Here is a 25,927-nt window from a genome sequence, read left to right as displayed (position 1 = left end):
GCGGCCCGCAAGGCAAGTCCGGGCCGTCTTGAGTCTGCGTCTCTGATCTGGTATAGAACTGTCTCCGCTTCCGGCGCTCATGGCCAGGACGCACGCCCTGCCGCAGCCGCCGTCATCCCCGCACCAGTGCGTTTCAGCCCCCTTTCAGGAGCCTCCCATGTCCGATTTCGTCCATCTGCATTGCCATACCGAATACAGCCTGCTGGACGGCGCCATCCGCATCAAGGATCTCTGCGCCCGCGCCAAGGATTACGGCATGCCCGCCTGCGCCATCACCGACCACGGCAACATGTTCGGCGCGGCCTATTTCTACGCGGCCTGCAAGGATTTCGGCATCAAGCCTATTTTCGGCTGCGAGGTTTACGTCTGCCACGATCATACGGACAAGACCTCGGAACTGGCGCGCCGCCGTCACCACCTGATCCTCCTGGCCCAGAACGAGCAAGGCTATCATAATCTGGTCAAGCTGGTCAGCCACGGCTTTCTGGACGGTTTTTACTACAAGCCGCGCGTGGACAAGGAGCTGCTGCGCCGCTACGCCGAGGGCCTCACCTGCCTTTCGGCCTGCATCGCGGGCGAAATTCCCCGCGCCATCCTGGCCAAGGACATGGACAAGGCCTTGAGCCTGACCAGGGAATACGCGGACATCTATCCCGGCCGCTTCTACCTGGAATTGCAGTCCAACGGTCTGGCCGAACAGGAAGTCGTCAACAACGCCCTGCTGGAGATCGCGGAGACCGCCAACCTGCCCCTGGTGGCCACCAATGACTGCCACTATCTCAACGCCGACGACGCGGATGCCCATGAGGTTCTGCTCTGCATCCAGACCCAGACCACCATGGACGACCCCAAGCGCATGCGCTTTGAAACGCGCGAGCTCTACTACAAGTCCATCGAGGAGATGGAAAAGCCTTTCGCCCATGTGCCGGAGGCCCTCGCCAATACCATGCGCATCGCGGAAACCTGCAATGTGGAGCTGGATTTCGGCCACCACTACTTCCCGGTCTACCAGCTGCCCGAAGGGGCCAGCATGGAGTCCGAATTCCGCCGCCTGGCAGAGGAAGGCCTGGAAAAACGTCTGGAAAAGCACCCGGATCGCGAAAATATTGATCCGGCGCGCTACCGCGAGCGCCTGCAATACGAGCTCGGCGTCATTCTGGAAATGGGCTTTCCCGGCTATTTCCTCATCGTGCAGGAATTCATCAACTGGGCCAAGAACCACGGCATCCCGGTGGGGCCGGGGCGCGGCTCGGCGGCCGGTTCCCTGGTGGCCTGGTCCCTGCGCATCACCAACCTGGACCCCCTGCCCTACAATCTGCTGTTTGAACGCTTTCTGAACAACGAACGTGTCTCCCTGCCCGATATCGACGTGGACTTCTGCGAACGCCGCCGTGGCGACGTGATCCGCCACATGGTGGACACCTACGGCGAGGGCTCGGTGGCCCAGATCACCACCTTCGGCACCATGAAGGCCAAGGGCGTGGTGCGCGACGTGGGCCGCGCCCTCGGCATGACCTTCGCGGAGACGGACCGCATCGCCAAGCTGGTGCCCGACGACCTCAAAATGACCATCAAGAAGGCTCTGGACCTGGAGCCGGACCTGAGGAAACTCTATGAGGAGGACCAGCAGGTCCGGCATCTGCTGGACACGGCCCGCCGCCTGGAAGGCCTGGCCCGGCACGCCTCCACCCACGCCGCCGGGCTGGTGGTCTCTGACAAGCCCATGGAGGAATACCTGCCCCTCTATCTGGGCAAACGCGGCGAACTTGTGACCCAGTTCGACGGCCCCATGACCGAAAAGGCCGGGCTGGTCAAATTCGACTTTCTGGGCCTGAAGACCATGACCCTGATCCAGGACACCCTGGACAACATCAGCCTGCAGGGCCAGACCCCGCCGGATCTGGACAACCTGCCGCTCACGGACGCCGAGACCTACGAACTTTACGCGCGCGGCGACACGGACGGCGTCTTCCAGGTGGAAAGTTCGGGCATGCGCCAGTATCTGCGCATGCTCAGGCCCACCTGCTTCGAGGACGTCATCGCCATGCTGGCCCTTTACCGGCCCGGCCCGCTGGGTTCGGGCATGGTGGACGAATTCATCAAGCGCAAACACGGCCAGGTGCCGGTGGTCTATCCGCATGACTCGCTCACCGAATGCCTGCGCGATACCTACGGGGTCATCGTCTACCAGGAACAGGTCATGCAGATCGCCCAGATTATCGCCAGCTACACGCTGGGCGGGGCCGACCTGCTGCGCCGGGCCATGGGCAAGAAAAAAGCCGAAGCCATGGCCAAGGAGCGCGTAACCTTTGTGGCCGGGGCGGAAAAGAACGGCATCGCCAAGGAAAAAGCCAACGAAATCTTTGACTTGATGGAAAAATTCGCCGAATACGGCTTCAACAAGTCGCATTCGGCGGCCTATGCCCTGATCTCCTACTTCACGGCCTATCTCAAGGTGCACTATAAGGTGGAGTTCATGGCCGCCCTGCTCACCTCGGAAATGGGCAACCAGGACAAGCTGCTCAAATACGTCTCCTGCTGCAAGGACATGGGCATCGACGTGGTCCAGCCCTCGGTGAACCAGAGCCAGCGGGAATTCACGGCCCACGGCGGCCAGGTGGTCTTCGGCTTGGGCGGCATCAAGAACGTGGGCGACGAAGCCATTCGCGAAATTGTGGAGGCCCGCAAAGAAGGCGGCGACTACATTTCCCTGCTGGATCTCTGCTGCCGGGTCAATCTGCGCAAGGTCACCAAGCGCGTGCTGGAATCCCTGATCAAGGGCGGGGCCTGCGACTGCTTCAATGTTTCCAGAGCGGGCATGCTGGCCGCCCTGGAAATTGTGGTGGCCCGCGCCCAGAAAAAGGCTAAGGACAAGAGCTCCAACCAGGTTTCCCTGCTGGCCATGGCCCCGGTGGTGGAGGCCGCGCCCCAGCCCGGCGTGGGCCTGGACTGCCCGGAAGCCATGCTGCCGGAAATGGAGGACGACCTGAAACTGCGGGCCGAAAAGGAAGCTCTGGGCTTCTTCCTCACCAGCCACCCCCTGCAGCCTTACAGCCGCGAGATACGCCGCCTGCGTCTGACCACTCTGGAGGACGCGCGCGAGCTCTTCCCCGGCGCGGAAATCAACTGTGCCGTGCTGGTGACCACCATCAAGGAAGTGCTCACCAAGTCCAAGGGTGAGCGCATGGCCTTTGTGGGCGTGGAGGATCTCACCGGCCACGCGGAAGTGACTTTTTTCCCGCGCTCCTATGCCGAGGCCCGGGAGCTGATCCGGGCTGAGCAGCCCCTCTGTCTGACGGCTCGCCTGGACAGCCAGGGCGACGCCGCCCAGGATGCGGATGAGGAAAATACCGAGGACGCCCCGCGCGAACTCAAGCTCCTGGGCCAGAGCGTGCGGTCCCTGGCAGAAGCCTGCGGCCAGAACGACACGCCGGTCTGCGTGCAGATTCCGGCGCACCGCCTGGGCCGTGAGGATATGCTGGCCCTGAAAAACATTCTGGAAACCTACCCCGGCCCGGTGGAAGCCGAAGCCCTGGTCTGCCTGGACGGCTGCCAGTGCCATCTGCGCCTGGACAAGGCGCTCAAGGTGCGGCCCGGGCCGGAGCTGGACAAGGCCCTGGCCGCCTGGGCTTCATAGGCTCCGACTCTTCTGAAAGGCAACGCCTGCCCGCAGTGTGGGCAGGCGTTTTATTTTCAGCCGCTCCTGAATCCCTTCGGACGGTGTACCGGTATGGCTCAGGGCCGATAGATGGTAAAGCCGTTTTTACCACGCTGTTTGGTATGGTACAGCGCACTGTCCGCATTCTTGTACAACGTTTCAAACTCCGTACCCGCCTCCGGCACCATGGCCACGCCGATGCTGGTGGAAATGGAGCAGGTGGTTACGCCGTCCGTAAAGTCATGGCGTAAATCCACCACCAGATCCCGGGCCTTTTTCTCCCCCCATTCCCGTGACGGCGCAGGAGCGAACACCACAAATTCATCTCCGCCGATCCTGCCGACGATGTCGGTATTCCGGAATTCGTTTTTGAGCATTTCCGCAAAACCCGCGATGACCATATCGCCGGCGGCATGCCCGCAGGTATCATTCACATTCTTGAAGTTATCGATATCAAGAATGAAAAAAGCGAAGAGCTTGTCGGGATGCTGCAGAAGGCCTCGCTGAATATGCTCTTGTGTGGCCACCTTGTTGTATAACCCGGTCAGGGAATCGCTCTCCATTTTTTCAACCAGATGCTGTTCATGTTCTTTTTCCTTATCCACATTCTGACGGTACACGAACATGCGCACCGAATCGTCATCATCCCAATAAAAAATACGGGCCGTAATACGCATCCAGTAATAACTCCGTCCCGCGTTATTGGAAATCATAAAATCATAGCGCAGGCATTCCCTGCCCGCCTGATAAGCCCGCAAGATATTGTCCGGGCTGAACGTATCGAGATAGCTCCGGCGATATTCGGTTTTTATATGTTTCCGGGCAATAATCCGCAGGGCTTCGTTATACGGCGTGCTCCTCGGCACGCCCAGACTTTCGAAATAGACTTCGGTAGCCTCGCTGGCCGCGCGGTTATGGGTGATGTCAATCTCATAAATATTTTCATACAGCTTTCCGGTTTCAGCCTGAAAAACCGAGCTGCGTCTTTTCTCTTGCTCCACTGCCAAGTTGACGATCCGCACATTATACTTGCGGAGAATATATGTAATAACGAATAAGACAGGGACTACAACCCCAAAAACAACCATAACACCTGTAAAAAACTGCTGTCTTGTCTGTTCCGTCAAGACAGATGCATCATTGTCGACAATCAAATACCATTCTAAATTCTGCACATATTGTACAACAAGATAGCCTTTTCGTTCTTCTTTACCATACCAAAAATATTGGTATTTTTCTTTTTCAGAGATAATCCGCTCTCGCAAGCAACTGAAGTCGCAGAAAGAAAATAAATCCGTCTGTTGATAACCTGTCTGATCCGAAGAAACTTCAATCATTCCATCTCCATTGACCAAATAGGATTTGACGCCGAATTTAGTTTCGTATTGCTTGAATATTTCCTGCAAATAATCGACATGGAAGCCGACTCCCACAACTCCGATTGTCTTTCCAGCCTGATCTGTAATCTTACAGTTAATAAAAATCACTATTTCATTATGGGCTGCTTCATCGTTGTCAATATTCAATGCGTAATCCGCAGGATTTTTTAAAAAAGAATAATACCATACGTTTTCTGGATTATCCGGCGTCAGGATCCGATTGATACCGTTAAAGTTGTAATAGCGGTTCGTTCCAGTGGACACCAGAAACACGGAATCATAATGATATTTATTTTTGTAGGCCAAAAGATAACTCTGAAGTGTTTGTATAAATATTCCTTCGTCCGCCATTTGTTCTTCATCAATAAGGAAGTTCTTCAGCAGATTGTCATTGGCCATTGTCAATGAGATATTGATAGGTTTTACAAAAATTGAATCTATCTGATGGTAGATTCCCTCTGCCGTCAGCAGGGCAATATGCTCCATATCCTGCTTAAAAATTTTTCTATTGTATTGATAATTATAAATCGATATGAGAATAAATCCTGAAAGAATTAGTATAAAAATAAGAAGATTTGTTCTTAGCAGAACATGCCTTTTCATATCCCCCCCATATCAGCAGGAGTCCCCTTTTGCGCGGACACGACGTACCGCCCCATGACCTGCCCCCCCAATATCCGCTCATATCCTTGATTCCCTATCACGTTCAGGATATTTGCGGACGATGTAAATTTTGTTTTTTACACTATAAATTTTACTCTGTGTATCACTCTCGTTCCATCGTAGGCAGGTGTATATCTTCCATAGACAGTAAGACATAGACAAAGAGATGGCGTTATTGTGCGGGTACAGCCCGGCGACGCCATGTGCCCCCGCGTACATGGCTTTTACTTTCCCTTGAATGACGCCATGTCCACCTGCATTATGACGCAGGCAGTGAGCAGTGCCCTGTATTTCCTTTTTGACGGAATATGGCAGATGCCATTTGCGCTGCTGTCAGCGCCTGAAGCGGAAAAGAGTGGAGAAAACCGGAAGGATGGCGATGTCTGGCGGGATTCGGGAAAATATATGCCGGTCACTTGCCAAAGGCGCTTGGGAGACAAAAATATGCGGCTCAACGATAAATCAGTGACAGGCTATATTTCATAATTACAATCATTGTACACCATATTTCAGACAATATCGCTATAATTCATGCACTCCTGAATCGCCGCCACAACGACGTGTGGACATACCGAAAACCGGTCTATTCCACCGGCGGAGAATACGGGAATGAATCCGGAAAACGCATGACCGCGTTTCTCCACAGTCTCCCGAGTCTGGCGGATTTTCTCGCGCCAACCCACCCCCAGACTCAGCAGCACCCCGGAAAAAACAAGGTCCGTGAAAATGACGGACGTCAGCAGCGGATGCAGCCAGGCGGGCCCGTGCAACAGCACACGCGCCATAAAGTGCCCTGCGAATTTCCCGCTCCAGCTCCTGTACTCCTGAATCTGGGCCGCGAACATGGTTCCCGGGCCGCCGTCACCCGCCCCATAATTGAAATCATCATAGCCCCAGGGCGTCATGGCGCAAAAAAAAGCCATCACCGCCGTGATACCTATGGCGGCCCCCAACACAGGGACATATCCAGACTACACAGGAGCCTCCTCATTGCATCCGCACCATTGCCTCAAGGCCGGGGGCAGGCCAATTTATATATGAAACTTTTAATGTATCAATGTGTTTCATAAAGTTTCATGGCAATCTGCGGCAATGAAAGAACTGCTGGCGGCATTGGGGGATCTTGTAGCGCTGGAGCGCCTGAACAGGAACAAGCTGGCCGAAAAGATCGGACTGAGCCGCCCTAACATGATTTCGGCCTTCAGCGGACGCCGGGCTATGCCGGACACGGCCCTCCCCAGATTGCGGGCCGCCCTGTCCCTGGATGAGCGCTATCGCCTTGATCCGGCGCGGATCCATTGCCTGCAGGCACGTGCCGGGCATTACGACGCCGCTTCCATCACGGCGGTGGCCAACCGTTTCGCAACGCTTCCACTGCGCATTCGCTGGCTGGTGCGCGGCGTGGGGGAACTGGGATATGAGGGCCTGGCCCTGATTGGGAAGACGCCGCCCAGGCCCTGCTTCTGCTTCGCAATGACGATGCCGTGCTTGTGGAGGCAATGCTGTCTGCCCAGGGAGGGCCGGCGCCCGAAGAGAGGGAAATTTCCCTGAAGGATTTTTCCAGAATCACACAGGGAGAAATTTCTCCCCACGCGGCAAGGGAGCTTCTGGACAGGCGGACTGAAGTGTGGACATGGGCGCGGGTGCGCGACCATGCGGAACAGCGCGGCCTCTCGCCCCGGGATGTGGTGGAGGCCATTGCGGCATGGAGGCGGATACGGCCTTTTGACAAAAAACGGCCACTTGATATGTTATAAGCCTAACGCGCGCTGTGCAAACCATCCTGTGGAAAAAGCATGTCCTTTACATCCTGGCTGCAACGCATGTTCAGCCCTCCCTCCACCGGCGATCCCGATCTGGAGGATGAAATTTCCGGCTTTGAATGGAACCAGAACGTCCGCATCGTTCTGGCGATTCTTGTTGTCTTTATTTCGGCCCTGGTGGTCTGGTGGATTGTCTCATGACAGTACGGCATTGCTGGCGCCTTACGGTGCGCGACGAATTTTCCGCAGGGCATGCCCTGCGCCACTATCAGGGCAAGTGCGAACGCCTGCACGGTCACAACTTCGGCGTGGAGCTCTGTGTGGAGGGCCGCGATCTTACGCCGGGCACCGAACTGCTGCTTGATTTCAAGGTTCTGAAAACTGCGCTCAAGGATGCGCTGCGCGAGCTGGACCACTGCGTGCTCAACGACACGCCGCCCTTTGACCGCATCAACCCCTCCTCGGAAAATCTTTCCCGCCACATCTGGCGGAACGTGGCCGCCCGTCTGGCCGAAAGCCCGGACCCGCAGGCCCGCGCCGTGCGTCTGGTCAGCGTGAGCGTGTCGGAAAAGGGCAGCCAGAGCGCCACATATCTGGAGTGGGCCGAGGGTGACCCTCCGGTCCGCTGATGCCATGCCCCAGGCCCTCTGCCTCCTGCACGCCAACTGCCAGGGCGACGCCCTGCGCCCCCTGCTGGAAACCGCCCCGGCGTTCGCCCGGCATTTCCACATCCGGCAATATCTAAACTACACCCGCCAAAGCATCGCCGAAGCGGATCTGGAACAATGCGCGCTCTTTCTGTATCAGCGTCTGGCCCCGCGCTGGGGTACGCTGTCCACGGAGCAGATGCTGCCGCGCCTGCCCGCCGCCTGCCCGCGTATTGAAATTCCCAACCTTTTTTTCAAGGGCTACTGGCCGTTCTGGACCAATGCGGCACAGGGCATCGACTTTGCCGACAGCCTGCTGGAACGCTTGCTGTCTCAGGGCCTTGCGCCCGAAGAAGCCCTGAACCTCTATCTGCGCGGCGATCCGGCCCTGTTGGGCGATGTGGCCGCCGTGGCCGAAGCATCCCTGGCGCGGGAGGAAGGCAAGGAGGCGGATGCTCTTATTCGTTGCGCCCCCCTCGTGCGTGAACGCTGGCGTGAGGAACAGCTCTTCATCACCGTCAACCATCCGGGCAGAAGCCTGCTTTTTCATGTGGCGGACAGCCTGTTGCGCCTGCTGGGCCTGGGCGGCCTGCCGGAAGAAACACGCCGCGCCTACATCCATCCGCAGGAAGATTTCTGGCTGCCCATTCACCCCGCGCTGGGACCGTTGCTGGGCCTGCCCTTTGCCCACCGCGACCGGCGATACCCGGCCTTCGCCGCCCGGCTTACCCATCGGGAATACACTTCCTGCTATCTGGCCTGCCGCCGCCACGGGGTGGACGACCTGCTGACCCTGCTGCGCAACCTGCCGCCCGGATGCGCCAAGCGGACGGCCTGAGGCCCCGGTCGCGCCCCGTGTCAGCCATGCCCGCCGCCCGCCCGCCGCATCCGCATGCTCCGCTTCGGGCGGCGCTCTGCCTGTTTCTGCTCGCTCTGCTCCAGCTTCATGCCTGCGCCGGAGGCGATTCCCGGCAGGCGGCCCGCGCGTTGGGCGCGTCCCGAGGCTTTGCCGAAACGCTCTATCCCACGCCGTATTTTATCCTCTACGGCCAGTTCCGGCCCGGCACCGGGGATGTGCTGCGCGTCTACATCGAGGGCGACGGCCATGCCTGGCAAAGCCGCACCCGGCCTTCCGCCGACCCCACGCCGCATAATCCCGTGGGTCTGCGCCTGGCCCTGGCCGACCCCTCGCCCGCGCCTCTGCTCTATCTGGCCCGGCCCTGCCAGTACGCGCGGGGCGAGGTCCTGCGCCACTGCGCCACGCGCTACTGGACTTCCGCCCGCCTGAGCGAGGAGGTCATCAGCAGCCTGGATGCCGCCGTCAGTGCGGCAAAGGCCCACAGCGGCGCGCGACACGTGGCGCTGGTGGGCTTTTCCGGCGGAGGCGGCGCGGCGGCCCTGCTGGCGGCCCGGAGGCGGGACGTGGTTTTTCTGGGCAGCGTGGCGGGCAATCTGCATCTCTCGGCCTGGACCGGCCTGCACAGGCTGAGCCCGCTTTCGGAATCGTTGGAGCCCTTTGCCGTGGCCCCGGCCCTGCACGGCCTGCCCCAGCGCCATCTGAGCAGCCGGGGCGACAAGGCCATGCCGCCGGAACTCAGCGCGGGCTTCTGCCGCGCCGCCCGGCAGCCCGAAAGCTGCCGCGTGGTTGAAGGCATCCCCCACAGCGGTCCCTGGACCCAAGCCTGGGACTACACATACTGACGCCTTGCTCCTTGGCCCGCCATTCCGTAAACTGAGCGCCGGTTCACAATCCATATGCGGACCGTTTCCCATGGACAGGCGCAAACGCCCATACCAGCACTATTGCAAGGAGATTTTCATGAAGGTTCTTTTGATCAACGGCAGTCCGCACCCCAAGGGCTGTACCTATACGGCCCTGTCAACGGTGGCGAAGCAGCTGGAAAAACACGGCCTTTCCACCCAAATGCTCCACATCGGGCATAAAGCCGTGCGCGGCTGCATCGCCTGCGGCAAATGCGCGGAGACCGGACGCTGTATTTTTACGGACGATCCCGTCAATGAGGGTATTGACCTGTTGCGCGAGTCCGACGCCCTGGTGGTGGGTTCGCCGGTCTATTACGCCGGGCCCAACGCCACCCTGTGCGCCTTTCTGGACCGGGTGTTCTACATGAAATCCGCGCCGTACGCCTTTAAGCCCGCGGCTGCCGTGGTCAGCTGCCGCCGGGGCGGGGCCAGCGCCTCTTTCGACCGGTTGAACAAATACTTCACCATCGCCCGCATGCCCGTGGTCTCTTCCCAATACTGGAACTCCATCCACGGCAATACGGCGGAACAGGCTCTCCAGGACAAGGAAGGCCTCCAGATCATGCGCACTTTAGGCGACAACATGGCCTGGCTGGTCAAATGCATTGCCGCGGGCAAGGCCGCCGGGATCGACCATCCCACGCCGGAACCCTGGGAAGCCACCAACTTCATTCGCTGAGCGCCTTTTTCTCAAGAAACGTCAACGCGCCTCATCCGGCCGGATGGGGCGCGTTGACGCGCTCAGAACAGCTCTCCGCTTTTCAGCGACAGTCCCTGGAGCAGATTAACTCAAAAGTTAAACCGCTCTAGGGTCTGTTAACACTATAGAATTTTTGTTCGCCTGCAAGGAAGATAAACCTGCTTTGAGGGAGTGTACTCTTCTGGTACTCGACCGAAAAAACAGGTGAAATCTGACGCGGCAGGAGGGCAAAAAGGCATAGCGTTAACAGGCCCTAAGGTTGATGAGGCATCAACGCCTTATACGGCCCGCGCATTTTATAGATGAAATCCGCCTGCCGCACGTCGCCGCTGACGATGAGCACCAGCAGCAGTTTGGAAATCGGGTCTTCACGCACCACGCTGTAGCCCTTGATGCCCTTCTGTTCAAAGCTGAACTGCAACTGGCCGTCGCGGGCCACGGGCTTGCTGCCTTTCAGGCGCTGGGAACCGGCTTCAGCCGCTTTTTCGGCGTCGCCCGGCTTGGCGGGCCCCACAATGATGGCCGCCGAGGTTTTATGGTCCTTCTGGCCCAGCAACACCTGCACCGCGTCATTCTGTTTCGTGGGGCCGTTGACCACTACCCAGTCCGGCGGCAGATCCAGGCTGTAATACTTGGTGGTCAGCGGCGCCGCGGAAATCCGCCCGGCAAAAGCGGGCAGCAGCAGGGCCAGCAAAAGGACGACACGCGCGACTATTTTCATGACAACTCCCTGTTCGTATTCGTAACCACACGCGGCAATACGCGCATCAGCGTTATGACAAAAACCGCTTCGCGGCCTCCGCGCCGCCACCTGCCGCGCGGCCCGCGAAAAACTTGCCCCCTTCCGGCAAGCCTTGTACCATGCACAGCCAGATTCACGAGGCATAATTATGAACAAAACTACTCTTCCGACCTTTCGGGCCAAGCTCTACTCCTACCGTTTCGAGTTGCTCATGGCCTCACTTCTCTGCGTGTTTGTACTGAATATCTTCTTCCCAGACAACATTTACGGCGGCATGGCCCAGGCCGTGTACCTGCCCTTCCAGCTCCTGGCCGCCACAGTGCTGTTTGAATCCAAACGCAATCTCCTGCGCCTGGTGCTGCTTTTCGCCGTGCTGCTGGTGATCTGCCGGGCTCTGGATCTTTTTTTCATCAAAAATATCCAGAACGAGCTGCTGCTGCTCTATATCTGCTTTTTCGGCAGCGTCATGCTGGAAGTCTTCCGGCAGATCTACCGCGCCCATCTCATCACTACCAAGATCGTCTACGCCGCTGTCTGCGGCCTGCTGCTCATCGGCTATTGCGGCTTCTACATCTTCCTGACCATTGAATTCCACGAACCCGGCTCCTTCAACGGCCTGGGCCAGGGCGTGCAGGCCATGAACGACCTGTTCTACTTCAGCTACGTCACCATTCTGACCGTGGGCTACGGCGACATTACCCCACACACCTGGATCGCCAAAAACGCCACGGTGCTGGTGGCTTTCACGGCCTACATCTATTCCCTGGTGGTCATCGCCACCATCGTGGGCGAGGCAACGCGCTCCAAAAAGAAAAACGGCAACGGGGAAACGGGAAATTCCTGATCCGCGCCCTGCCGACCGTACTTCAGGAGGACAGCAGAGCACAGCGCCGGACGCGGCCTCCCGGCCGGTGATGCTCTACCGGCCGGGCGAAGCCGACCCTGCGCGCTTTTGCGGCCGCTTACGTCCGGCGCTTGAACATCCACACGGCCACGCCCACGGTGGCCATGCTGATCAGGGTGATCTTGCCCAGGCTCAAGGCCGCCGCCGCAAAGGTGATGTCCTTCAGAAAGACGCCCTGGCTGATGACCGTAAAGTGCCGCAGGGGGTTGAGCTGGCTGGCGTGCTGCAAAAAGACCGGCATGTTGATGATGGGCGTCACCGCGCCGGAAATCAGAATGCAGGGCACGCCCACGGTGAAGGCCCCCAGAAAGGCCTGCTGCTGGGTGGAGGACAGGGAGGAGACCATCAGCCCGACCCCGCCCGAAGCCACGGCGAAGATCAGCATGGCGAGGTAGAGTAGGGCCACGGAGCCCGTGAAGGGCACGCCGAAGCCGAAGACCGTGATCAGCAGAAAGATGGTGCCGTGGACCAGACCCACAATGCAGCCCGGCACCAGCTTGGCCAGGGCGATTTCCGTGGGCGTGGCCGGAGAAACCAGAAGCTGGTCAAAGGTGCCCACCTCCCGCTCGCGCGCCACGGACAGGCCCGTGACCACCAGGCCCAGCATAAGGCTGAGCATGCCGATGAGATTGGGCAGAAAAAACCACTGAAATTCCAGGTTGGGGTTGAACCAGCAGCGCATCCGCACGTCCAGGCGGGGCGCGCTGGCCGCCGCCGTGGCCGCGGCCCGACCCAGCGGCGTGTCCCCAGCCATGCCCTCGATGATCCGGTTGAGGTAATAGGCCGCGATCTGGGCCGCGTTGGAGCGCCGCCCGTCCAGAATCACCTGTGCCTGGGCGGATTCGCCTCTGTCCACTCGGCGGGAAAATTCCTGGTCAAACACCAGGATGAAGAGCGCCCGCTGCCCTTCCAGTACGGGCCGGATGCTCTCCTCCGCCGGGAGAAAACGCACGCTGCGGAAGGTGGGCGAGCCCTCCAGGCGGTGGACGATCTCGCGGCTCCAACGCCCGTTGTCGTGATCCAGCACGGCCACGTCCACATTGCGCACCTCCATGGTGGCGGCCCAGCCGAAAATCACGATCTGCATCAGAGGCGGCACGATGATCAGGACGCGCGAAACGCGGTTGCAGAGCAGGACCAGCAGTTCCTTGCGCACGATGGTGACCACGCGCCGCCAGTTCAGCCGGGGAAGCTCGAAAAAAGCCATATTCAGACATCCAGACGTTTGACGAGATTTTTATACACCAGGCCCAGCAGCACGGCGGCCAGCAGGCCCATGAACAGCAGGCTCGGCCCGAAGATGCTCCAGACGTCGCCGGTCAGAAAGATGGTCCGCAGGCAGGTGTTGAAATAGCTGGCGGGCAGCAGTTTGGTGATAGCCTGGAGAATGGGCGGCATGCTGTTGATGTCGAAAACAAAGCCCGAAAGCAGCAGGGCCGGGAGAAAGCCGGAAAACAGCCCGGCCTCGGCCGCCACCAGTTGGCCGCGCAGGCTCACGGAAATAAACAGGCCCTGGCCCAGAGCGCTGAGCATGAACACCGAGGACAGAAGCAGCAAGGCCCAGAGCGAACCCCGGAAAGGCACGGCGAACAACGTCACCGCGGCCACAGCGCAGAGCGCCATGCTGAACATGCCCATGCAGAAATAGGGGATCAGCTTGCCCAGCAGCAACTGCATGCGGCTCACGGGCGTGGCGAACATGGCCTCCATGGTGCCCCGCTCCCATTCGCGGGCAAAGACCAGGGAGGTCAGCAGGGTGCCGATGAGGGTCATGATGACGGTAATGGCTCCCGGCACCAGGAACTGCACGCTCTTGGCCGTGGGATTGTACCAGAAACGCGTTTCCAGATTGACGGGCGGCTCCAGGGCCGTGCCGCCGGGCAGGGAGGTGCGTTGCCAGTTGGAGATCAGGCCCTGGCTGTAGCTCTGGATGAACTGGGCAGTGTTCGGCTCGGAGCCGTCCACCAGAAGCTGCAGGCTGCCCGCGCCGCCGCGCGCCAGCTCCTGGTCGAAATCCTGGCGGATGACCAGAATGCCCAGCACGTCCGAATCGCGCATCAGGCGCGCGCCCTGCTCCATGTTGCCCACGGGACGGGTTTCAAACCAGGGCGAGTGGGCGAAATCCGCCGCCAGCGTCAGGGAACGGCTGCCGCCGCTCTGGTCCAGCACTGCCAGACGCAGAATGCCCGCGTCCAGCGTGATGCCGAAACCGAACAGCAGCAGAAAGATCAGCGGCAGCACCCCGGCCACCAGGTAGGATGAGGGATCGCGCGCGATCTGCTGAAATTCCTTGCTCATCAGGGCCATAAGCTGGCGCAGCCAGAGATTCCGCTTCATGCTTTTACCGCGCCTCTCCACCGGCCTGTTCACGCCTCCCGTCCGCGCCCCCATATTGCACTCCGCCACGGGCGGAATGCCTGCCCTTTCTTGTGGTAGACCGAATCGCCGCCGTCTTCAAGAGGCTGTGCGGCCCCGACCGCAATAAGCCGGGGCCGCCCCATAACCGAATCCGGGACAGAAGCATTCGTCACTCCCCGTCCGCCGCCAGCGCCTTGAGCGCGCGATAGTCGGTCTTGCCCGTGCCCAGCACCGGGACGGCCTCGAGCCGCAACACGCGCCGCACGACATACAGGGCGGACAGCCCGGCCTCGCGCAGGGCCGCATTGGCCTCCTCACGGGTGAAGGGCACGGCGCTGCACAGCACGATTTCCGGCAGGCCGTCGCGCTCCACGCTTTCCACGGCCAGAGCCGGACCGCTCTCACCGGCCAGATGCGGCGTTGCGGCGTCGCGCCGGGCCTGATAGTCCAGCAGGGCATTTTCCATCTGCGGCAGGGAAATCATTTCTCCACCGAGCTTCACAAAACGGCCCAGGCGCCCGGCAAAGGTCAGACGCCCTTGGGCGTCGGCCCGGACGAGATCGCCGGTGCGGTACCAGCGCAGGCCCTCAAACGCCACAAAGGGATCAGGCGGCGTCTGCCCCGGTCCGGCCAGGTACCCCGCAAAGACATTGGGGCCGCGCACCAGCAGCATGCCCGCCTCGCCCCCGGCCACCCGGCGCAGGGGGCCTTGGGTGCTGACCAGGGCCACTTCCACCGAAGGCAGGGGCAGGCCGATGCTGCCGGGCACGGGATCTTCAGGGCGGTTGACGCTGACGGCCGGAGCGCATTCGGTGACGCCGTAGCCTTCGCACAAAACCCCGCCGCTCTGCGCCGCAAAGGCGTCATAAATCCGTTGCGGGCAGGCTTCCGCACCCACAAAACCCAGACGCAGCGAGGCCAGATCGCCGGGCGCGGCCTGTTGCAGCATGCCGTCCAGAAACGTGGGCGGAGCCACGGTGAGCGTGGGCCGCCAGCGGCGGCAGATACGGTTGAGGCGGGCCGCCTCCGTGGGATTGGGGTGAAAAACCACGGGCAGGCCGAAGCACAGCGGCATGGCGATATTGCCGGTGAGCCCCAGGGAATGGAAAGGCGGCAGCATGCCCAGCATACGATCCTGCCCGGTCACGGAAAGCACCGCGGCGATGTCCCGGCAATTGGCCAGAATATTGGCATGGCTCAGGGGCACGCCCTTGGGCGCGGTCTCGGAACCGGAGGTGAACAGCACGGCCGCCGTTTCGGCCATGCGGCCCGGCATGGCCGCCCGCTCCCAGCCCAGCAGGGCCAGACGGCCGCGCACCAAGGCCGCGAGCTTGAGCCCCCAGGGCATGGCGGCGGCCGCGTCCTCCAGGCAGAGCCACGTCGCGCCCGCCCGCGCCGCCGCATGGGCGTCAAAGCCCTGCCCGTCCAGACGCTCCAGCAGTTGCCGGGCCGTGAGAATGGTCCGGACTTCCGCCAGCCGCGCGCAATGGCTGAAATTGGCCGGGCCGGTGGTCCAGTTGAACATCACCGGCGTCTTTCCGGCCAGCAGCACGGCCAGCCAGCTCATAGCCGCCGCTCCGGAAGCGGGCAGCATCACGCCCACGCGCTCCTGCCCGGCGCAACGGCGGCGCAGCAGCAAGGCCAGAGCCAGGGCGCGCGTCCAGAACTCGCGCCAGCTCACAGCGCCGCCAGCGTCGGCCAGGATCAGGCTCGTGGGGCTGCGCCGGGCCTGGCGCAGAATCGCCAGGGGCAGATGCGGGGCGTCGGGCACGTCCAGACGCCGGGCCGGAGTATGGGAAGCGTCCGCGGCCCAGCCTTCGGGCGCGGGGGCCGCGTCCTCGCCGTCCTCCAGCAGCCCGGCGGCGGCCAGCGCGCAATCCCCGGCAGTGAGCAGCAGGTCCAGGCGGCTCACGCTGTGCCCGGCCACGTCCTCCAGCTTCAGGCTCAACTCGGTCAGGGCCAGGCTGTCGATGCCCAGATCCGCCGCCAGCCGCGTTTCAGGCGTCAGGGAGGCCGGGTCCGCCTCCACGGCGGCGCTGTCCGCCAGGATGTCATAGACCTGTTCACGCACGACCCTGTCCACGCTGTGAAGCGCGTCCGCCGGATTCCGGACGGAACCGGCTTCCGTTTCCACGCGCGGCAGGGGCCGGGGCGCGTCGCCCTGCCAGAAATAATAGGGCACGGCCCTGGCTTCTTCCGGTTCCGCGTCGTACCAGGCCTCCAGGATCCGGTTCAGGGCCGGAGCTCCGCCTTCGGCGGCGGGCAGGTCCCGCAGTTCATGCAGGCTGATGCGCACCTCGCGCCGGGGCATGAAGAAAAGCAGATTGCAGAGCAGACGCCGCGCGCCGCGCGCGAGACCGCGCAGCATGTCGGGATGCTTCCCCGCGGCATGGCTGAACGAGGAGCCCCAGAGGCCCCGGCTGCGCACCAGCACCACCCGACAGTGGGGAACCTGCTGCAACAGCCAGTGCGCCCCGCTGTTGGCGCCGAGATGCTCCTGTCCGTCACGGCTGAGGCCGCCAGCCGGGTAAAACAGCAGATTGTCGCCGGCCTTGAGCGCCTCGGCGCAACGCGTGAGGGCCTCCAGCACGGCTCCGCGCGCAGTGCGGCCCTGGGCCCGCAGATCGGGCAGGGGCACGGGCCGGGCCAGGGGCGCGATGCGGCGCACCAGGGGGCGGCTGATCTGCCACTCGTCGGCCAGGGGCCGGGGGCGGAAGGCGATCAAATGGCTGTAAACCAGCACGGGGTCCATAAGAGCCGGATGGTTGGGCATGAACAGAATGGGCCGGTCGTCGTTGGCGGCGCTCACAGCTTCCAGACCGTCCACGCGCACACGGTAGCGCAGGGACAACAGCCCGCGCAGCAGGGCGGCCAGAATGTCCAAGGCCCGCCCGCCGCTATTGCGCTTTTCCGAGCCGGACGCGGGCGGCATGCCGCCCCGCTCCGCCGTTTCCGGTTCGCCGGAAGGCTCGCTGCCATCGGGAGCGGGCAGGGAACGCAGCCCCCAGGCCAGGCAGACGGCCGCCGCCAGAGCCATGCCGCCCAGGATCATGTGCCCCGTGGAGGGCGCAAAGAATTCCAGGCCCCAGTACACGGCGCTGGCCAGAAGAATGCCGGAAAACACCAGGCAGTTGTCCGTGCCGAGCACGCGGCCCTTTTCCTCGGGAGCCGGGCGCACCTGAATGAAGCTGGACACGGGGATCAGATACAGGCCGCCGCACATGCCCGCCGCGCCGTACATCAGCAGCAGGCTCCAGAAGCGCGCGCCCTGGGGCAGCTGCGGCGCGAAGCCCGCCGCCAGCAGGGCGCAGCTGATGCCGCAGCAGGAAGGCACGAGCCAGCGCCGCCAGCTCCGGGGCGTGCCGCGCGCGGCCAGCAGCGAACCGGCGCAGATGCCCAGCATCAGAGCCGTGGGCAACAGGCTGGTGACGGTTTTGCTGAAGCCCAGCTCACGCACGCCCAGGGCGTTGATTTCCAACAGCACCAGAGTGGAAATAAAGTAGAAAAAGGCATCGGCCGCGATAACCAGGGCCAGAGCCCGGTCCCGCCGCAGCCGCAGAAAATCGTTCAGGGAATCCCAGGTCCCCAGCCAGGGGAAAGGCGGGCGCTCACGGCAGGGCACGGCCGGACGATACGGAACCAGGGCCGCCCCGGCAAGGCCCAGCACGGCCACCAGCACCACGCCCACGGCCACCAGCCAGCGCCCGAAAGGAATCAGGGTATCCACCCACTGCCTGTCCAGGGCCGCTCCGGCCAGCATCACGCCCAGCAAAATGGACGCCGTGGTGAAGAGCTTGAACAGCGCATTGACGCGCGGCACGCTGTGAGGCGGAAATATTTCGGGGATGGAGCCGTTGAGCGCCGGGCTGAACAGGGTGGAGCTGGCCCCCATGCAGAACAGCATAAGCAGCATGGCTGTCCAGTTCAGGGACAGAATGCCCCAGGCCCCGGCCAGCATGGCGGCCAGTTCCAGGCACTTGGCCGCCGTCACCAGATACTTCTTGGGGAAGCGGTCGGCCAGCCAGCCGGCCCAGGCGGAAAACAGCACGAACGGCAGGGCGAACAGAAACGTGCCCCAGGCCTGAAAGCCGCTGTAGCCCAGGCTGACCGCCAGCAGCAGGGCCGCCTGCTTGAAAAAGTTGTCGTTGAACGTGCCCAGCGTGTAGCTGGCCCCCAGAGCCGCCGCCTGCTTCAACAAAACGCCTGCCATCCGCTTTCCCTCCGCGGAGAGGCGGGCTCAGGGCATTTGTTCCCCGGAAGCCGCCAGCATCTCCGCCGCATAGGTTCTGACCTTGTCCAGGGCCTCAATAGCCAGTTCAAGATCAAGACTGTAGTAGACTTCCCGCCCTCGTTTCGAGGGTTGCAGCAGTCCGGCCCGCACCAGGGTGGTCACATGGTGGGTCACGGCCGTCCGGCTCAGGGGCAGGAGTTCGGTCAGACTTTTGAGGCTGATGCTCTCCCCCGGTTCGAACAGGAGCAGAATTTTCTGCCGCGTGGCGTCGCCAAGGGCCGAAAATACCCGGGCCACGGCTTCCCAGTCATCCGGCAGGGTTTGCAGATATTGCGTGTTCATGCCCTGTCATAGGGAAGCCGTCCGGCTGCTGTCAAGAAAAAACTATAAAACTAGTTTTTAATTGTCAACTAAAAAATTAGTTTTATAGTTTTATTACGAAGATCACCCGGATGCCCGGCTCCTCACGCGGTCGGGAGATGCGCCGCCGTGAGGGAGAGAGGAGGTATCCCGGAGACTGGAAAAGGCCGCTCCATGAGGAACAGCCTTTTACTGGAAGCGGCAATATACTACGATATGGCACTAGGGTCTGTTAACACTATAGAATTTTTGTTCGCCTGCAAGGAAGATAAACCTGCTTTGAGGGAGTGTACTCTTCTGGTACTCGACCGAAAAAGCAGGTGAAATCTGACGCGGCAGGAGGGCAAAAAGGCATAGCGTTAACAGGCCCTAGCGCGTTGATATATTTTCAATATCAAAGCACTCTAAAAAGCGTGAAGGGCATAGTGCGAAAGCCGTGGATGCACATCACGTCTTTTCTGTACCCGGCTCCGCCTGCGGCGCTACAGGGGATGCTCCTTGTCATAGCGCTCAATGCTGGCGATAAACGCTTCCTCCAGCGTGGGGTCGGTGAGGCCCGTGGCCGAGGCCTTGAGTTCGTCCGGCGTGCCCACGCTGATCATGGCTCCCCGGTAGATCAGGGCGATACGGTCGCAGTATTCGGCTTCTTCCATGAAGTGGGTGGTCACCAGCACGGCGGCCCCGGCCGAGGTCATGGCCAGGATGTGTTTCCAGAAGTCGCGCCGGGTGCGGGCGTCCACTCCGGAGGTGGGTTCGTCCAAAAAAAGCACCGGCGGTTCGTGCAGGGTGGCGCAGAGCAGCGCCAGGCGTTGCTTCAGGCCCAGCGGCAGGGCCCCGGTGCGGCTGCGCAGAAAATCCTTGAGCTCCAGGGCCTCGGCCAGCACGGGCAGCAGTTCGTCCCGGCGTTTTTTGTCCAGGCCGTAGAGATCCGCGAAAATGCTGATATTGTCCTTCACCGCGATGTCGGGATAGAGCGAGAATTTCTGGGCCATATAGCCCAGGCGCGAACGCGCGGCGCTGCCCGCGCTGAGCAGATCCACGCCGTCCACCGCGCAGTCGCCCGAAGTGGGCCGGGACAGGCCGCAGAGCATGCGGAAAGTGGTGGACTTGCCCGCGCCGTTGGGCCCCAGCAGGCCGAAGATCTCACCGGCCCGCACCTCAAAGCTGATTTCATGCGCTGCCGTGAAGTCCCCGAATTTTTTGGTCAGCTTGTGGGCGGCGATGCGCGGCCGCGCCGCGTCCCCGGATTCGCGGGGGCCGTGGCCGTGATTCACGGCAATACGGCCGTAAGGCGAGGGCTTCTGGTTGATGCCGCCCACGGCGCTCATATAGGCGTCTTCCAGATCCGGGGGCGTGGGTTCCCCGCCCTGGGCCAGCACCTCCTCGCGCAGGGCGGCGGGCGCGTCGGCGGCCAGCACCAGACGCAGACGGCTGCCCTGAATCAGGGCGTCCTCCACGCCGGGGCGCATGCTCCAGCGGGCCAGGGCCTCGCGGTGCCCCCCGCCGCGCTCCCGGCCCCGCTTGTCCGCAGCGCCGCGCAGCAGAAACACCCTGCCCTCGGCCCGTCGGGTCAGATCCTCCGGCGGCCCGGCAAAAAGCACCTTGCCCGCGTCCAGCATGATCACGCCGGGACAGCGCGCGGCCTCGTCCAGATAGGCGGTGGACCAGATCACGGTCATGCCGCCGTGGCTCAGTTCCTGCACCATGCTCCAGAGTTCACGGCGCGACTGCGGGTCCACGCCCACGCCCGGCTCGTCCAGCAAAAGCAGGCGCGGCGAGCCCAACAGGGCGCAGGCAATGCCCAGCTTCTGCTTCATGCCGCCGGAAAGCCGCCCGGCCAGCCGTTCGGTGAACGGTCCCAAAGAGGTAAAGCCCAGCAGCCTGGCAAAAAGTTCGTCCCGGGCCTGGCCCGTGAGCCCGCGCAGGCTGGCGTGCAGGCGCAGATTCGCCATGACCGTGAGATCTTCATACAGGCCGAAGCGCTGGGGCATGTAGCCGATGCTGTTGGGCTCGCGCCGGGCCAGCTCCATGGCCGGGCGGCCGAACACCAGAGCCCGGCCGCCGGTGGGCTGCATCAGGCCGGCCAGAATGCGGATCAGGGTGGTCTTGCCCGCCGCGTCCGGCCCCACCAGTCCGGTGATCCGCCCGGCGGGAATACGCGCGTCGATGCCTTTGAGCGCTTCCACCGCCGTTGCGCCCTTGCCGAAACTCATGCCCAGATCTTCCAGGCGCACCGCGATGCCTGGTTCGTCCGGCCCCGGCTTTTCCGGCGTGGCGGGCCCGACGGCGGGCCTCATGGCGTCACCGGCTCCAGGGTAATGGTCACGGGCATGCCCTGGCGCATGACGTTTTCCGGATCCTCAACCTGGACACGCAGACGGTAGACCAGAGCCGTGCGCACTTCGCGGGTTTCCACGGTCTTGGGGGTGAACTCGGCCGTGGGCGAAATAAAGCCCACCGTGCCGGGGAACGTCTTGCCCGGCGCGGCGTCCACGGCCACGCGCACAGACATGCCCGGCTTGACCTTGCCCAGATTGGGTTCGTCCACATAGGCCCGCAGCCAGACCGGATTGGTCAGGGTGAGGGTGTAGACGGTCTGTCCCGCCTGGACAATGGCCCCGGCCTCGCGGGCGCGCGTCAGAATAATGCCCTTCTGCGGCGCGGCGAGCACCGCGTCGCGCACCTGGATTTCCGCGTGGTTCAGTTCGGCGTCCGCAGCGGCCACGGCGGCGCGCTGGGCCAGCACGTCCTCCTCGCGGTAGCCGGAGGTAAGCATATCCAGCTGGTCCTGGGCCGAACGCAGCTTGGCCGCCGCCTCCCGCTCCGCCGCGCGGGCGTTGTCCAGTTCCTTCTGGGAAATGGCATTGGAGGCGCGCATGGCCGCGACGCGCTTCAGATTGATGCTCGCATTTTCCGCCACGGCGGTGGCTGCCACCACCGAGGCGCGGGCCTGAGCGATTTCCTCCACGCGGTAGCCGCGTTCCAGGCGGGCCAGATCGGCCTTCTGCCCGGCCAGTTTGGCGGCGGCCTGGTCCCGCTGCTGGCGCAGCAGATCATCGTCCAGCCGGGCCAGGGGCTGGCCCTCGCTCACCGCATCGCCTTCATCCACCAGCACCGCGGCGATACGCCCGCCCACGCGAAAGCCCAGATCCACCTGCCGGATATCCACATTGCCGTACAGGGTCAGATCGCCGCTCTGCCGCGCTCCGAACAGGTGCCAGGCCAGGAACCCGGCCCCGGCCAGAATGGCCAGAACGGCAATGACTTGTATTTTACGGGGAATATGCATGCCTTTTATCCCGGATAATATAATTAACGCTGCCGCCTTCCGTGCCCGGATGGCGGTATGGCGGGGCGTCGGCCCGCTTTTCCGAAATATAACGCCGGAAACAGGGAGCGTCCAGCCGCGCGCCCGGTTTCCGTCCTTGACAGCGCAAGCCGGGCATGCTGTGCTGCCCTCCATGATTCCTCTTTTCCGCGAAATTCGCCCCTTCTTCCGCCTGTCGGGCATGCTGCTGCTTCTGTCGGCCGCCATACCGGCTTCAGCACAAGACTTCGGCTGGTTTGAACTTGATATTCCGCCGGGCTGGCAGGTTGAAGAGCCCCGCCGACTGGGCGGAACCTGGGTGCTGAGCCTGCGCAACGCCGAGGCCGGTTCACAGGTGAGCATTCTGGTGGGCAAAACCGCCGGGCCGCCGGACGCCGCCGACGTAGCCGGCCTGCTGCGCGCGGCCACGGGCGTGCCTGAACCCGCGCGCCGCCTGAACGGGCGCTGGCTGTTCGCGGGCAAGGACGTCCAGGGCGTGGACACGGCCTGCGTCGTCAGCGCGGACCGCAAGGCCGGGCTCTATCTCGCCGTGCTGCGCTCCGGCGGGGCGGCCCCGGCAGAGGCCCTGCTGGCGGGCCTGCGCAGCAAAAAATATCCCGCCCTGCTGCCGCGCTGAACGGCATTCTCCCTCAAAAACAAAGAAAAGGCCGTGGAAAAAATCCACGGCCTTTGAGATTACTTTGGGAACAGGCTTACCAGCGGCGGGGCGCGGGACGCTTTTCAGCTTCGTTGACGCGCAGGGTACGGCCTTCAAATTCCACGCCGTTGAGACCGGCGATGGCATTGCGGGCGTCGCCCTCTTCCATTTCCACAAAACCGAAGCCGCGCGGGCGACCGGTGACGCGGTCCATGATCAGATTCACGGACAGCGGCGTGCCGTACTGGGAGAAAAGATTCTCAAGACCGGCCTGGGTGCTGGAAAAAGACAGATTACCGACATAGATAGAAGTAGCCATGGTAAAACTCCAAACGTTACGGGGATGTACACTTTCCGCTTGAAGCCTTACCCATGCAAAGTCTCTGGCAAAAAAGAAATACGTACGCCCAATCAATCAACGGCGGGAATATACATGCGGATGGAAAGCGGGTCAAGTTTTTTTTGTGATATGCTCTTTTTTTCACTGTCGGGCCGACCGACGGCGCAGGCAGTTGATGATGCCGTACAGGCTGATCACGAACCAGAAGGCCTCCACCAGAAAAGCGGACATATTGAAGGCGAAAAGCAGGGAAACGCCGATCAGCAGCGCGGCCAGCGCATTGAGCAGAGAATAGAGCGGCCGTGTACTGTCGATTTTGCCCATTTGCAGCAGCAGATAGGTTCCCAACAACAGGACAAGGCCGATATTGCCGATAAAATCATGAAAGGCATAATGCATGACAACCTCGCGCTCCGCTCTCTCCTGTCCCGCCGGAACGCGGGGACGGCAACCGCCCGCCGCGTTCCGGCGTCCGGAGGAGGGTTTACTTTATATTCCGTCCGTCGCGCAGGGCCTCAAGGAATTCCGGATGCAGGAAGTCCTCGGCCTTCTGTCGCGGCACCTCATTCTTGATACGGCCCTGTTCCAGCAGGAAGGCGGCCACATTTATGATATCCCCGGCCGACCGGCCCTTGTGGGCGCTGGTGCCCAGGAAAGCGGGACTCAGCTGCTCGTCCAGGCCGATGAGCCGGGTCCCGGCCATCATGCGCTCGGCGTCCTCCACGGAAATGCCGCCCAGCTCCTTGGCAATGATTTTTGCCGCCTCTTCCGGGTGCTCCCGCCAGTACTCCATGGCCGCCAGTTCGCTTTTGATGAACTTCATGACCAGTTCGGGATACTTCCGGGCAAATTCCGGTTGTACGCTGATCACATCCCAGGTCAGATGCCCCTTTTCGGCCATCTGCTCGCTGGTCAGCAGGATCTTGCCGCCGTTTTGCACCACCAGGCCGAGGCCGGGCTCCCAGATATAGGCGGCGTCGATGTCGCCCCGAATAAAGGGGGCCAGGGCTTCGCCGGGGGCCATGTCCATGATCTTGACCTTGCCCATGTCCACCCCGGCCTCGCGCAGGGCTTTGATCAGCAGATAGTGGGTGGTGGAGCCGAAGGGGGCCACCACGGTCTTGCCCTCCAGATCCTTGAGACTGTTGATGTCCTTGCGCACCACCAGGGATTCCACCGCGCCCAGCACATTGGCGTTCATGATGCCCCAGTAGTTCATGCCTCCGGCCAGGCCGATCGTGGCCGGGGGCAGGCCCACATTGCCGAAGTCGATGCTTTTGGAGGCCATGGCCGTGTTGACGTCCCGCCCGGAATTGAAGCGGAACCACTCCACGGGTACGCCCATTTCTTTCTCATGCAGTTGCAGGTACTTGGAAAGAAGCTGCCCGTTGACCAGGGAGAGATAGCCGATGCGCACCTTTTCCGGTTTGTCCGCCGCTTGAAGCGGCTGAGCGGCCGACACAACGAACAGCGCCAGGAACGCCAGGCAAATGAATTTCTTCATGGCAGTACTCCCGATAGGTTTATGTGCATGAATGTCCGCGTGACCTTTACAGACGGATTTTGTTTTTCGGCAGGGAAACAGGCGCTACTGCCGCTTCCAGCGCAGAAGATGCTTCGCCGCAAAGCGCAGGCAGGCGTCCAGGCCGATGCCGGTGACGCCCATGGTGATGATGCCCACAAAAATGATGTCCGACCGCATAAACTTGCTGGCGTCCCAGACCATCCAGCCGATGCCCTCCGTGGCGGCCACGATTTCGGCGGCCACCAGCACGGTGTAGGTAAAGCCCAGGCTGATGCGCATGGAGGTGATGATGGCCGGGGTGGTGGCGGGCAGAATGATCCTGCAGAAGACCTGCCGGCTGTCCGCGCCCAGGGAGCGCGCGGCCTGGATCACCGAAGGGCCGACCTCCTTGACGCCTTCCACCGCGCCGATGGTCAGGGGCGGAATGGCCGCCAGGAAGAGCAGCAGAATCTTGGAAAATTCACCGATGCCGAACCAGAGCACCAGCAGGGTGTAATAGGCCAGAGGCGGCAGCGGACGGTAGAACTCGATGAGATAGTCGAATACGGCCCGCACCTTGGAACTCAGGCCCATGGCCAGGCCCAGGGGGATGGCGATCACGCAGGCGGCCAGCCAGCCCAGCAGCACCCGGCCCAGGCTGACCATGCAGTGGTAGAAAAGCCCTCGGCCATGGTAGCCCTGGAAAATGGTTTCCTCAAATCCCTGCCAGACATCATAGGGCGAGGGGATGAAAATTTTGGGCACAACGCCCCGGCGGGTCACTTCATACCAGGCCAGAAAAATAATCAGCAGGGTCGCCAGGGTGATCCAGTTTTCCACCCTGAACTTGAAACGCGTGCCGCTCATAGCTACCTCCGCAACGCCGCAGCTTGTCAGATTTTGCCGTCCGGGCAGGCGGCGAGCCAAGCCCGGAGCGGACAGATTGCAA

At 62.0% G+C, this 25,927-nt stretch carries 23 protein-coding genes; 10 read left to right on the top strand and 13 right to left on the bottom strand.

The window, feature by feature from the left end:
- Positions 1-157: 157 nt before the first annotated feature.
- On the top strand, positions 158-3,637 hold the full coding sequence (gene dnaE / locus AXF13_RS03205; RefSeq protein WP_062251620.1) for a DNA polymerase III subunit alpha: 3,480 nt from the start codon (positions 158-160) through the stop codon (positions 3,635-3,637).
- A 98-nt stretch (positions 3,638-3,735) separates the two neighbouring features.
- Here the strand turns inward: dnaE and AXF13_RS03200 are convergent, their stop codons facing one another.
- Positions 3,736-5,523, bottom strand: a complete 1,788-nt coding sequence (locus tag AXF13_RS03200) for a sensor domain-containing diguanylate cyclase (RefSeq protein ID WP_223299966.1) — start codon at positions 5,521-5,523, stop codon at positions 3,736-3,738.
- A gap of 423 nt (positions 5,524-5,946) precedes the next feature.
- Here AXF13_RS03200 and AXF13_RS03195 point away from each other — a divergent pair, with 423 nt between their 5' ends.
- Positions 5,947-6,186 (top strand): hypothetical protein, encoded by a 240-nt coding sequence (locus AXF13_RS03195; RefSeq protein WP_223299965.1) that lies wholly within the window; start codon positions 5,947-5,949, stop codon positions 6,184-6,186.
- 23 nt (positions 6,187-6,209) lie between these two features.
- Here AXF13_RS03195 and AXF13_RS03190 read toward each other — a convergent pair whose 3' ends face one another.
- On the bottom strand, positions 6,210-6,656 hold the full coding sequence (locus tag AXF13_RS03190; protein WP_062251617.1) for a DUF6056 family protein: 447 nt from the start codon (positions 6,654-6,656) through the stop codon (positions 6,210-6,212).
- Between the two features lie 136 nt (positions 6,657-6,792).
- On the opposite strand from AXF13_RS03190, the gene AXF13_RS03185 reads away from it, so the two are divergent.
- From AXF13_RS03185 to AXF13_RS03165, 6 genes are all read left to right on the top strand, one after another.
- A complete protein-coding gene (locus tag AXF13_RS03185; RefSeq protein ID WP_062251616.1) occupies positions 6,793-7,251 on the top strand; it encodes a hypothetical protein in 459 nt (152 codons plus the stop codon).
- Between the two features lie 245 nt (positions 7,252-7,496).
- Positions 7,497-7,664 carry a hypothetical protein gene (locus tag AXF13_RS17005; protein WP_008686038.1) on the top strand — a complete coding sequence of 56 codons (168 nt, stop codon included), beginning with the start codon at positions 7,497-7,499 and terminating at the stop codon, positions 7,662-7,664.
- Entirely contained in the window at positions 7,661-8,092 is a 432-nt protein-coding gene (locus tag AXF13_RS03180; protein WP_062251615.1) for a 6-pyruvoyl trahydropterin synthase family protein, read from the top strand. The genes AXF13_RS17005 and AXF13_RS03180 overlap by 4 nt, the downstream gene beginning before the upstream one ends.
- Complete coding sequence (locus AXF13_RS03175) at positions 8,073-8,948, top strand: WcbI family polysaccharide biosynthesis putative acetyltransferase (RefSeq protein WP_223299964.1); 876 nt, start codon at positions 8,073-8,075, stop codon at positions 8,946-8,948. Before AXF13_RS03180 ends, AXF13_RS03175 begins: the two co-directional genes overlap by 20 nt.
- 26 nt (positions 8,949-8,974) lie before the next feature.
- On the top strand, positions 8,975-9,811 hold the full coding sequence (locus AXF13_RS03170) for a hypothetical protein (RefSeq protein ID WP_062254696.1): 837 nt from the start codon (positions 8,975-8,977) through the stop codon (positions 9,809-9,811).
- A 118-nt stretch (positions 9,812-9,929) separates the two neighbouring features.
- On the top strand, positions 9,930-10,553 hold the full coding sequence (locus AXF13_RS03165) for a flavodoxin family protein (RefSeq protein WP_008686042.1): 624 nt from the start codon (positions 9,930-9,932) through the stop codon (positions 10,551-10,553).
- 274 nt (positions 10,554-10,827) lie between these two features.
- Here the strand turns inward: AXF13_RS03165 and AXF13_RS03160 are convergent, their stop codons facing one another.
- Entirely contained in the window at positions 10,828-11,295 is a 468-nt protein-coding gene (locus tag AXF13_RS03160) for a hypothetical protein (RefSeq protein ID WP_062251613.1), read from the bottom strand.
- 169 nt (positions 11,296-11,464) lie between these two features.
- Between AXF13_RS03160 and AXF13_RS03155 the strand changes: the two genes are divergently transcribed.
- The gene (locus AXF13_RS03155; protein WP_062251612.1) at positions 11,465-12,160 is read left to right on the top strand and encodes a potassium channel family protein; all 696 of its coding nucleotides are present in this window, start codon (positions 11,465-11,467) and stop codon (positions 12,158-12,160) included.
- Between the two features lie 118 nt (positions 12,161-12,278).
- On the opposite strand, the gene AXF13_RS03150 is transcribed toward AXF13_RS03155, so the two are convergent.
- From AXF13_RS03150 to hlyD, 6 genes are all read right to left on the bottom strand, one after another.
- Positions 12,279-13,427, bottom strand: a complete 1,149-nt coding sequence (locus AXF13_RS03150) for an ABC transporter permease (protein ID WP_062251611.1) — start codon at positions 13,425-13,427, stop codon at positions 12,279-12,281.
- 2 nt (positions 13,428-13,429) lie between these two features.
- A complete protein-coding gene (locus AXF13_RS03145) occupies positions 13,430-14,557 on the bottom strand; it encodes an ABC transporter permease (RefSeq protein WP_062254694.1) in 1,128 nt (375 codons plus the stop codon).
- 190 nt (positions 14,558-14,747) lie between these two features.
- Positions 14,748-18,788, bottom strand: coding sequence for an MFS transporter (locus tag AXF13_RS03140; protein WP_062251610.1), 4,041 nt, complete (start codon positions 18,786-18,788; stop codon positions 14,748-14,750).
- A 27-nt stretch (positions 18,789-18,815) separates the two neighbouring features.
- Positions 18,816-19,151: an ArsR/SmtB family transcription factor gene (locus AXF13_RS03135; protein WP_008686052.1), complete on the bottom strand. Its 336-nt coding sequence runs from the start codon at positions 19,149-19,151 to the stop codon at positions 18,816-18,818.
- 500 nt (positions 19,152-19,651) lie between these two features.
- On the bottom strand, positions 19,652-21,466 hold the full coding sequence (locus tag AXF13_RS03130; protein ID WP_062251609.1) for an ATP-binding cassette domain-containing protein: 1,815 nt from the start codon (positions 21,464-21,466) through the stop codon (positions 19,652-19,654).
- Positions 21,463-22,458, bottom strand: coding sequence for a secretion protein HlyD (hlyD, locus tag AXF13_RS03125; RefSeq protein WP_062251608.1), 996 nt, complete (start codon positions 22,456-22,458; stop codon positions 21,463-21,465). Before hlyD ends, AXF13_RS03130 begins: the two co-directional genes overlap by 4 nt.
- Positions 22,459-22,630: 172 nt before the next feature.
- On the opposite strand from hlyD, the gene AXF13_RS03120 reads away from it, so the two are divergent.
- Positions 22,631-23,113 carry a hypothetical protein gene (locus AXF13_RS03120; RefSeq protein WP_150116059.1) on the top strand — a complete coding sequence of 161 codons (483 nt, stop codon included), beginning with the start codon at positions 22,631-22,633 and terminating at the stop codon, positions 23,111-23,113.
- A 76-nt stretch (positions 23,114-23,189) separates the two neighbouring features.
- On the opposite strand, the gene AXF13_RS03115 is transcribed toward AXF13_RS03120, so the two are convergent.
- The 4 genes from AXF13_RS03115 to AXF13_RS03100 form a co-directional block, all read right to left on the bottom strand.
- A complete protein-coding gene (locus AXF13_RS03115) occupies positions 23,190-23,453 on the bottom strand; it encodes an RNA recognition motif domain-containing protein (RefSeq protein ID WP_062251606.1) in 264 nt (87 codons plus the stop codon).
- 162 nt (positions 23,454-23,615) lie between these two features.
- Entirely contained in the window at positions 23,616-23,873 is a 258-nt protein-coding gene (locus AXF13_RS03110) for a CBU_0592 family membrane protein (RefSeq protein WP_062251605.1), read from the bottom strand.
- An 85-nt stretch (positions 23,874-23,958) separates the two neighbouring features.
- Positions 23,959-24,978 carry an ABC transporter substrate-binding protein gene (locus AXF13_RS03105; RefSeq protein ID WP_062251604.1) on the bottom strand — a complete coding sequence of 340 codons (1,020 nt, stop codon included), beginning with the start codon at positions 24,976-24,978 and terminating at the stop codon, positions 23,959-23,961.
- Positions 24,979-25,062: 84 nt separating this feature from the next.
- Complete coding sequence (locus tag AXF13_RS03100; protein ID WP_062251603.1) at positions 25,063-25,845, bottom strand: ABC transporter permease; 783 nt, start codon at positions 25,843-25,845, stop codon at positions 25,063-25,065.
- Positions 25,846-25,927 lie beyond the last annotated feature (82 nt).

Origin of the sequence: Desulfovibrio fairfieldensis, from assembly GCF_001553605.1 — a bacterium.
Classification (GTDB): domain Bacteria; phylum Desulfobacterota; class Desulfovibrionia; order Desulfovibrionales; family Desulfovibrionaceae; genus Desulfovibrio; species Desulfovibrio fairfieldensis.
This window is presented reverse-complemented; position numbering and strand designations above follow the sequence as displayed.

Bases quoted from the DNA above. Each gene is read 5' to 3' on its own strand.
- AXF13_RS03100 (WP_062251603.1), bottom strand. From the start codon at position 25,845: ATGAGCGGCACGCGTTTCAAGTTCAGGGTGGAAAACTGGATCACCCTG.
- AXF13_RS03150 (WP_062251611.1), bottom strand. From the start codon at position 13,427: ATGGCTTTTTTCGAGCTTCCCCGGCTGAACTGGCGGCGCGTGGTCACC.
- AXF13_RS03130 (WP_062251609.1), bottom strand. From the start codon at position 21,466: ATGAGGCCCGCCGTCGGGCCCGCCACGCCGGAAAAGCCGGGGCCGGAC.
- AXF13_RS03160 (WP_062251613.1), bottom strand. From the start codon at position 11,295: ATGAAAATAGTCGCGCGTGTCGTCCTTTTGCTGGCCCTGCTGCTGCCC.
- AXF13_RS03185 (WP_062251616.1), top strand. From the start codon at position 6,793: ATGAAAGAACTGCTGGCGGCATTGGGGGATCTTGTAGCGCTGGAGCGC.
- AXF13_RS03115 (WP_062251606.1), bottom strand. From the start codon at position 23,453: ATGGCTACTTCTATCTATGTCGGTAATCTGTCTTTTTCCAGCACCCAG.
- AXF13_RS03170 (WP_062254696.1), top strand. From the start codon at position 8,975: ATGCCCGCCGCCCGCCCGCCGCATCCGCATGCTCCGCTTCGGGCGGCG.
- AXF13_RS03140 (WP_062251610.1), bottom strand. From the start codon at position 18,788: ATGGCAGGCGTTTTGTTGAAGCAGGCGGCGGCTCTGGGGGCCAGCTAC.
- AXF13_RS17005 (WP_008686038.1), top strand. From the start codon at position 7,497: ATGTCCTTTACATCCTGGCTGCAACGCATGTTCAGCCCTCCCTCCACC.
- AXF13_RS03200 (WP_223299966.1), bottom strand. From the start codon at position 5,523: ATGGAGCATATTGCCCTGCTGACGGCAGAGGGAATCTACCATCAGATA.
- AXF13_RS03105 (WP_062251604.1), bottom strand. From the start codon at position 24,978: ATGAAGAAATTCATTTGCCTGGCGTTCCTGGCGCTGTTCGTTGTGTCG.
- AXF13_RS03120 (WP_150116059.1), top strand. From the start codon at position 22,631: ATGATTCCTCTTTTCCGCGAAATTCGCCCCTTCTTCCGCCTGTCGGGC.
- AXF13_RS03195 (WP_223299965.1), top strand. From the start codon at position 5,947: ATGTCCACCTGCATTATGACGCAGGCAGTGAGCAGTGCCCTGTATTTC.
- AXF13_RS03110 (WP_062251605.1), bottom strand. From the start codon at position 23,873: ATGCATTATGCCTTTCATGATTTTATCGGCAATATCGGCCTTGTCCTG.
- AXF13_RS03135 (WP_008686052.1), bottom strand. From the start codon at position 19,151: ATGAACACGCAATATCTGCAAACCCTGCCGGATGACTGGGAAGCCGTG.
- AXF13_RS03165 (WP_008686042.1), top strand. From the start codon at position 9,930: ATGAAGGTTCTTTTGATCAACGGCAGTCCGCACCCCAAGGGCTGTACC.
- AXF13_RS03180 (WP_062251615.1), top strand. From the start codon at position 7,661: ATGACAGTACGGCATTGCTGGCGCCTTACGGTGCGCGACGAATTTTCC.
- dnaE (WP_062251620.1), top strand. From the start codon at position 158: ATGTCCGATTTCGTCCATCTGCATTGCCATACCGAATACAGCCTGCTG.
- hlyD (WP_062251608.1), bottom strand. From the start codon at position 22,458: ATGCATATTCCCCGTAAAATACAAGTCATTGCCGTTCTGGCCATTCTG.
- AXF13_RS03145 (WP_062254694.1), bottom strand. From the start codon at position 14,557: ATGAAGCGGAATCTCTGGCTGCGCCAGCTTATGGCCCTGATGAGCAAG.
- AXF13_RS03155 (WP_062251612.1), top strand. From the start codon at position 11,465: ATGAACAAAACTACTCTTCCGACCTTTCGGGCCAAGCTCTACTCCTAC.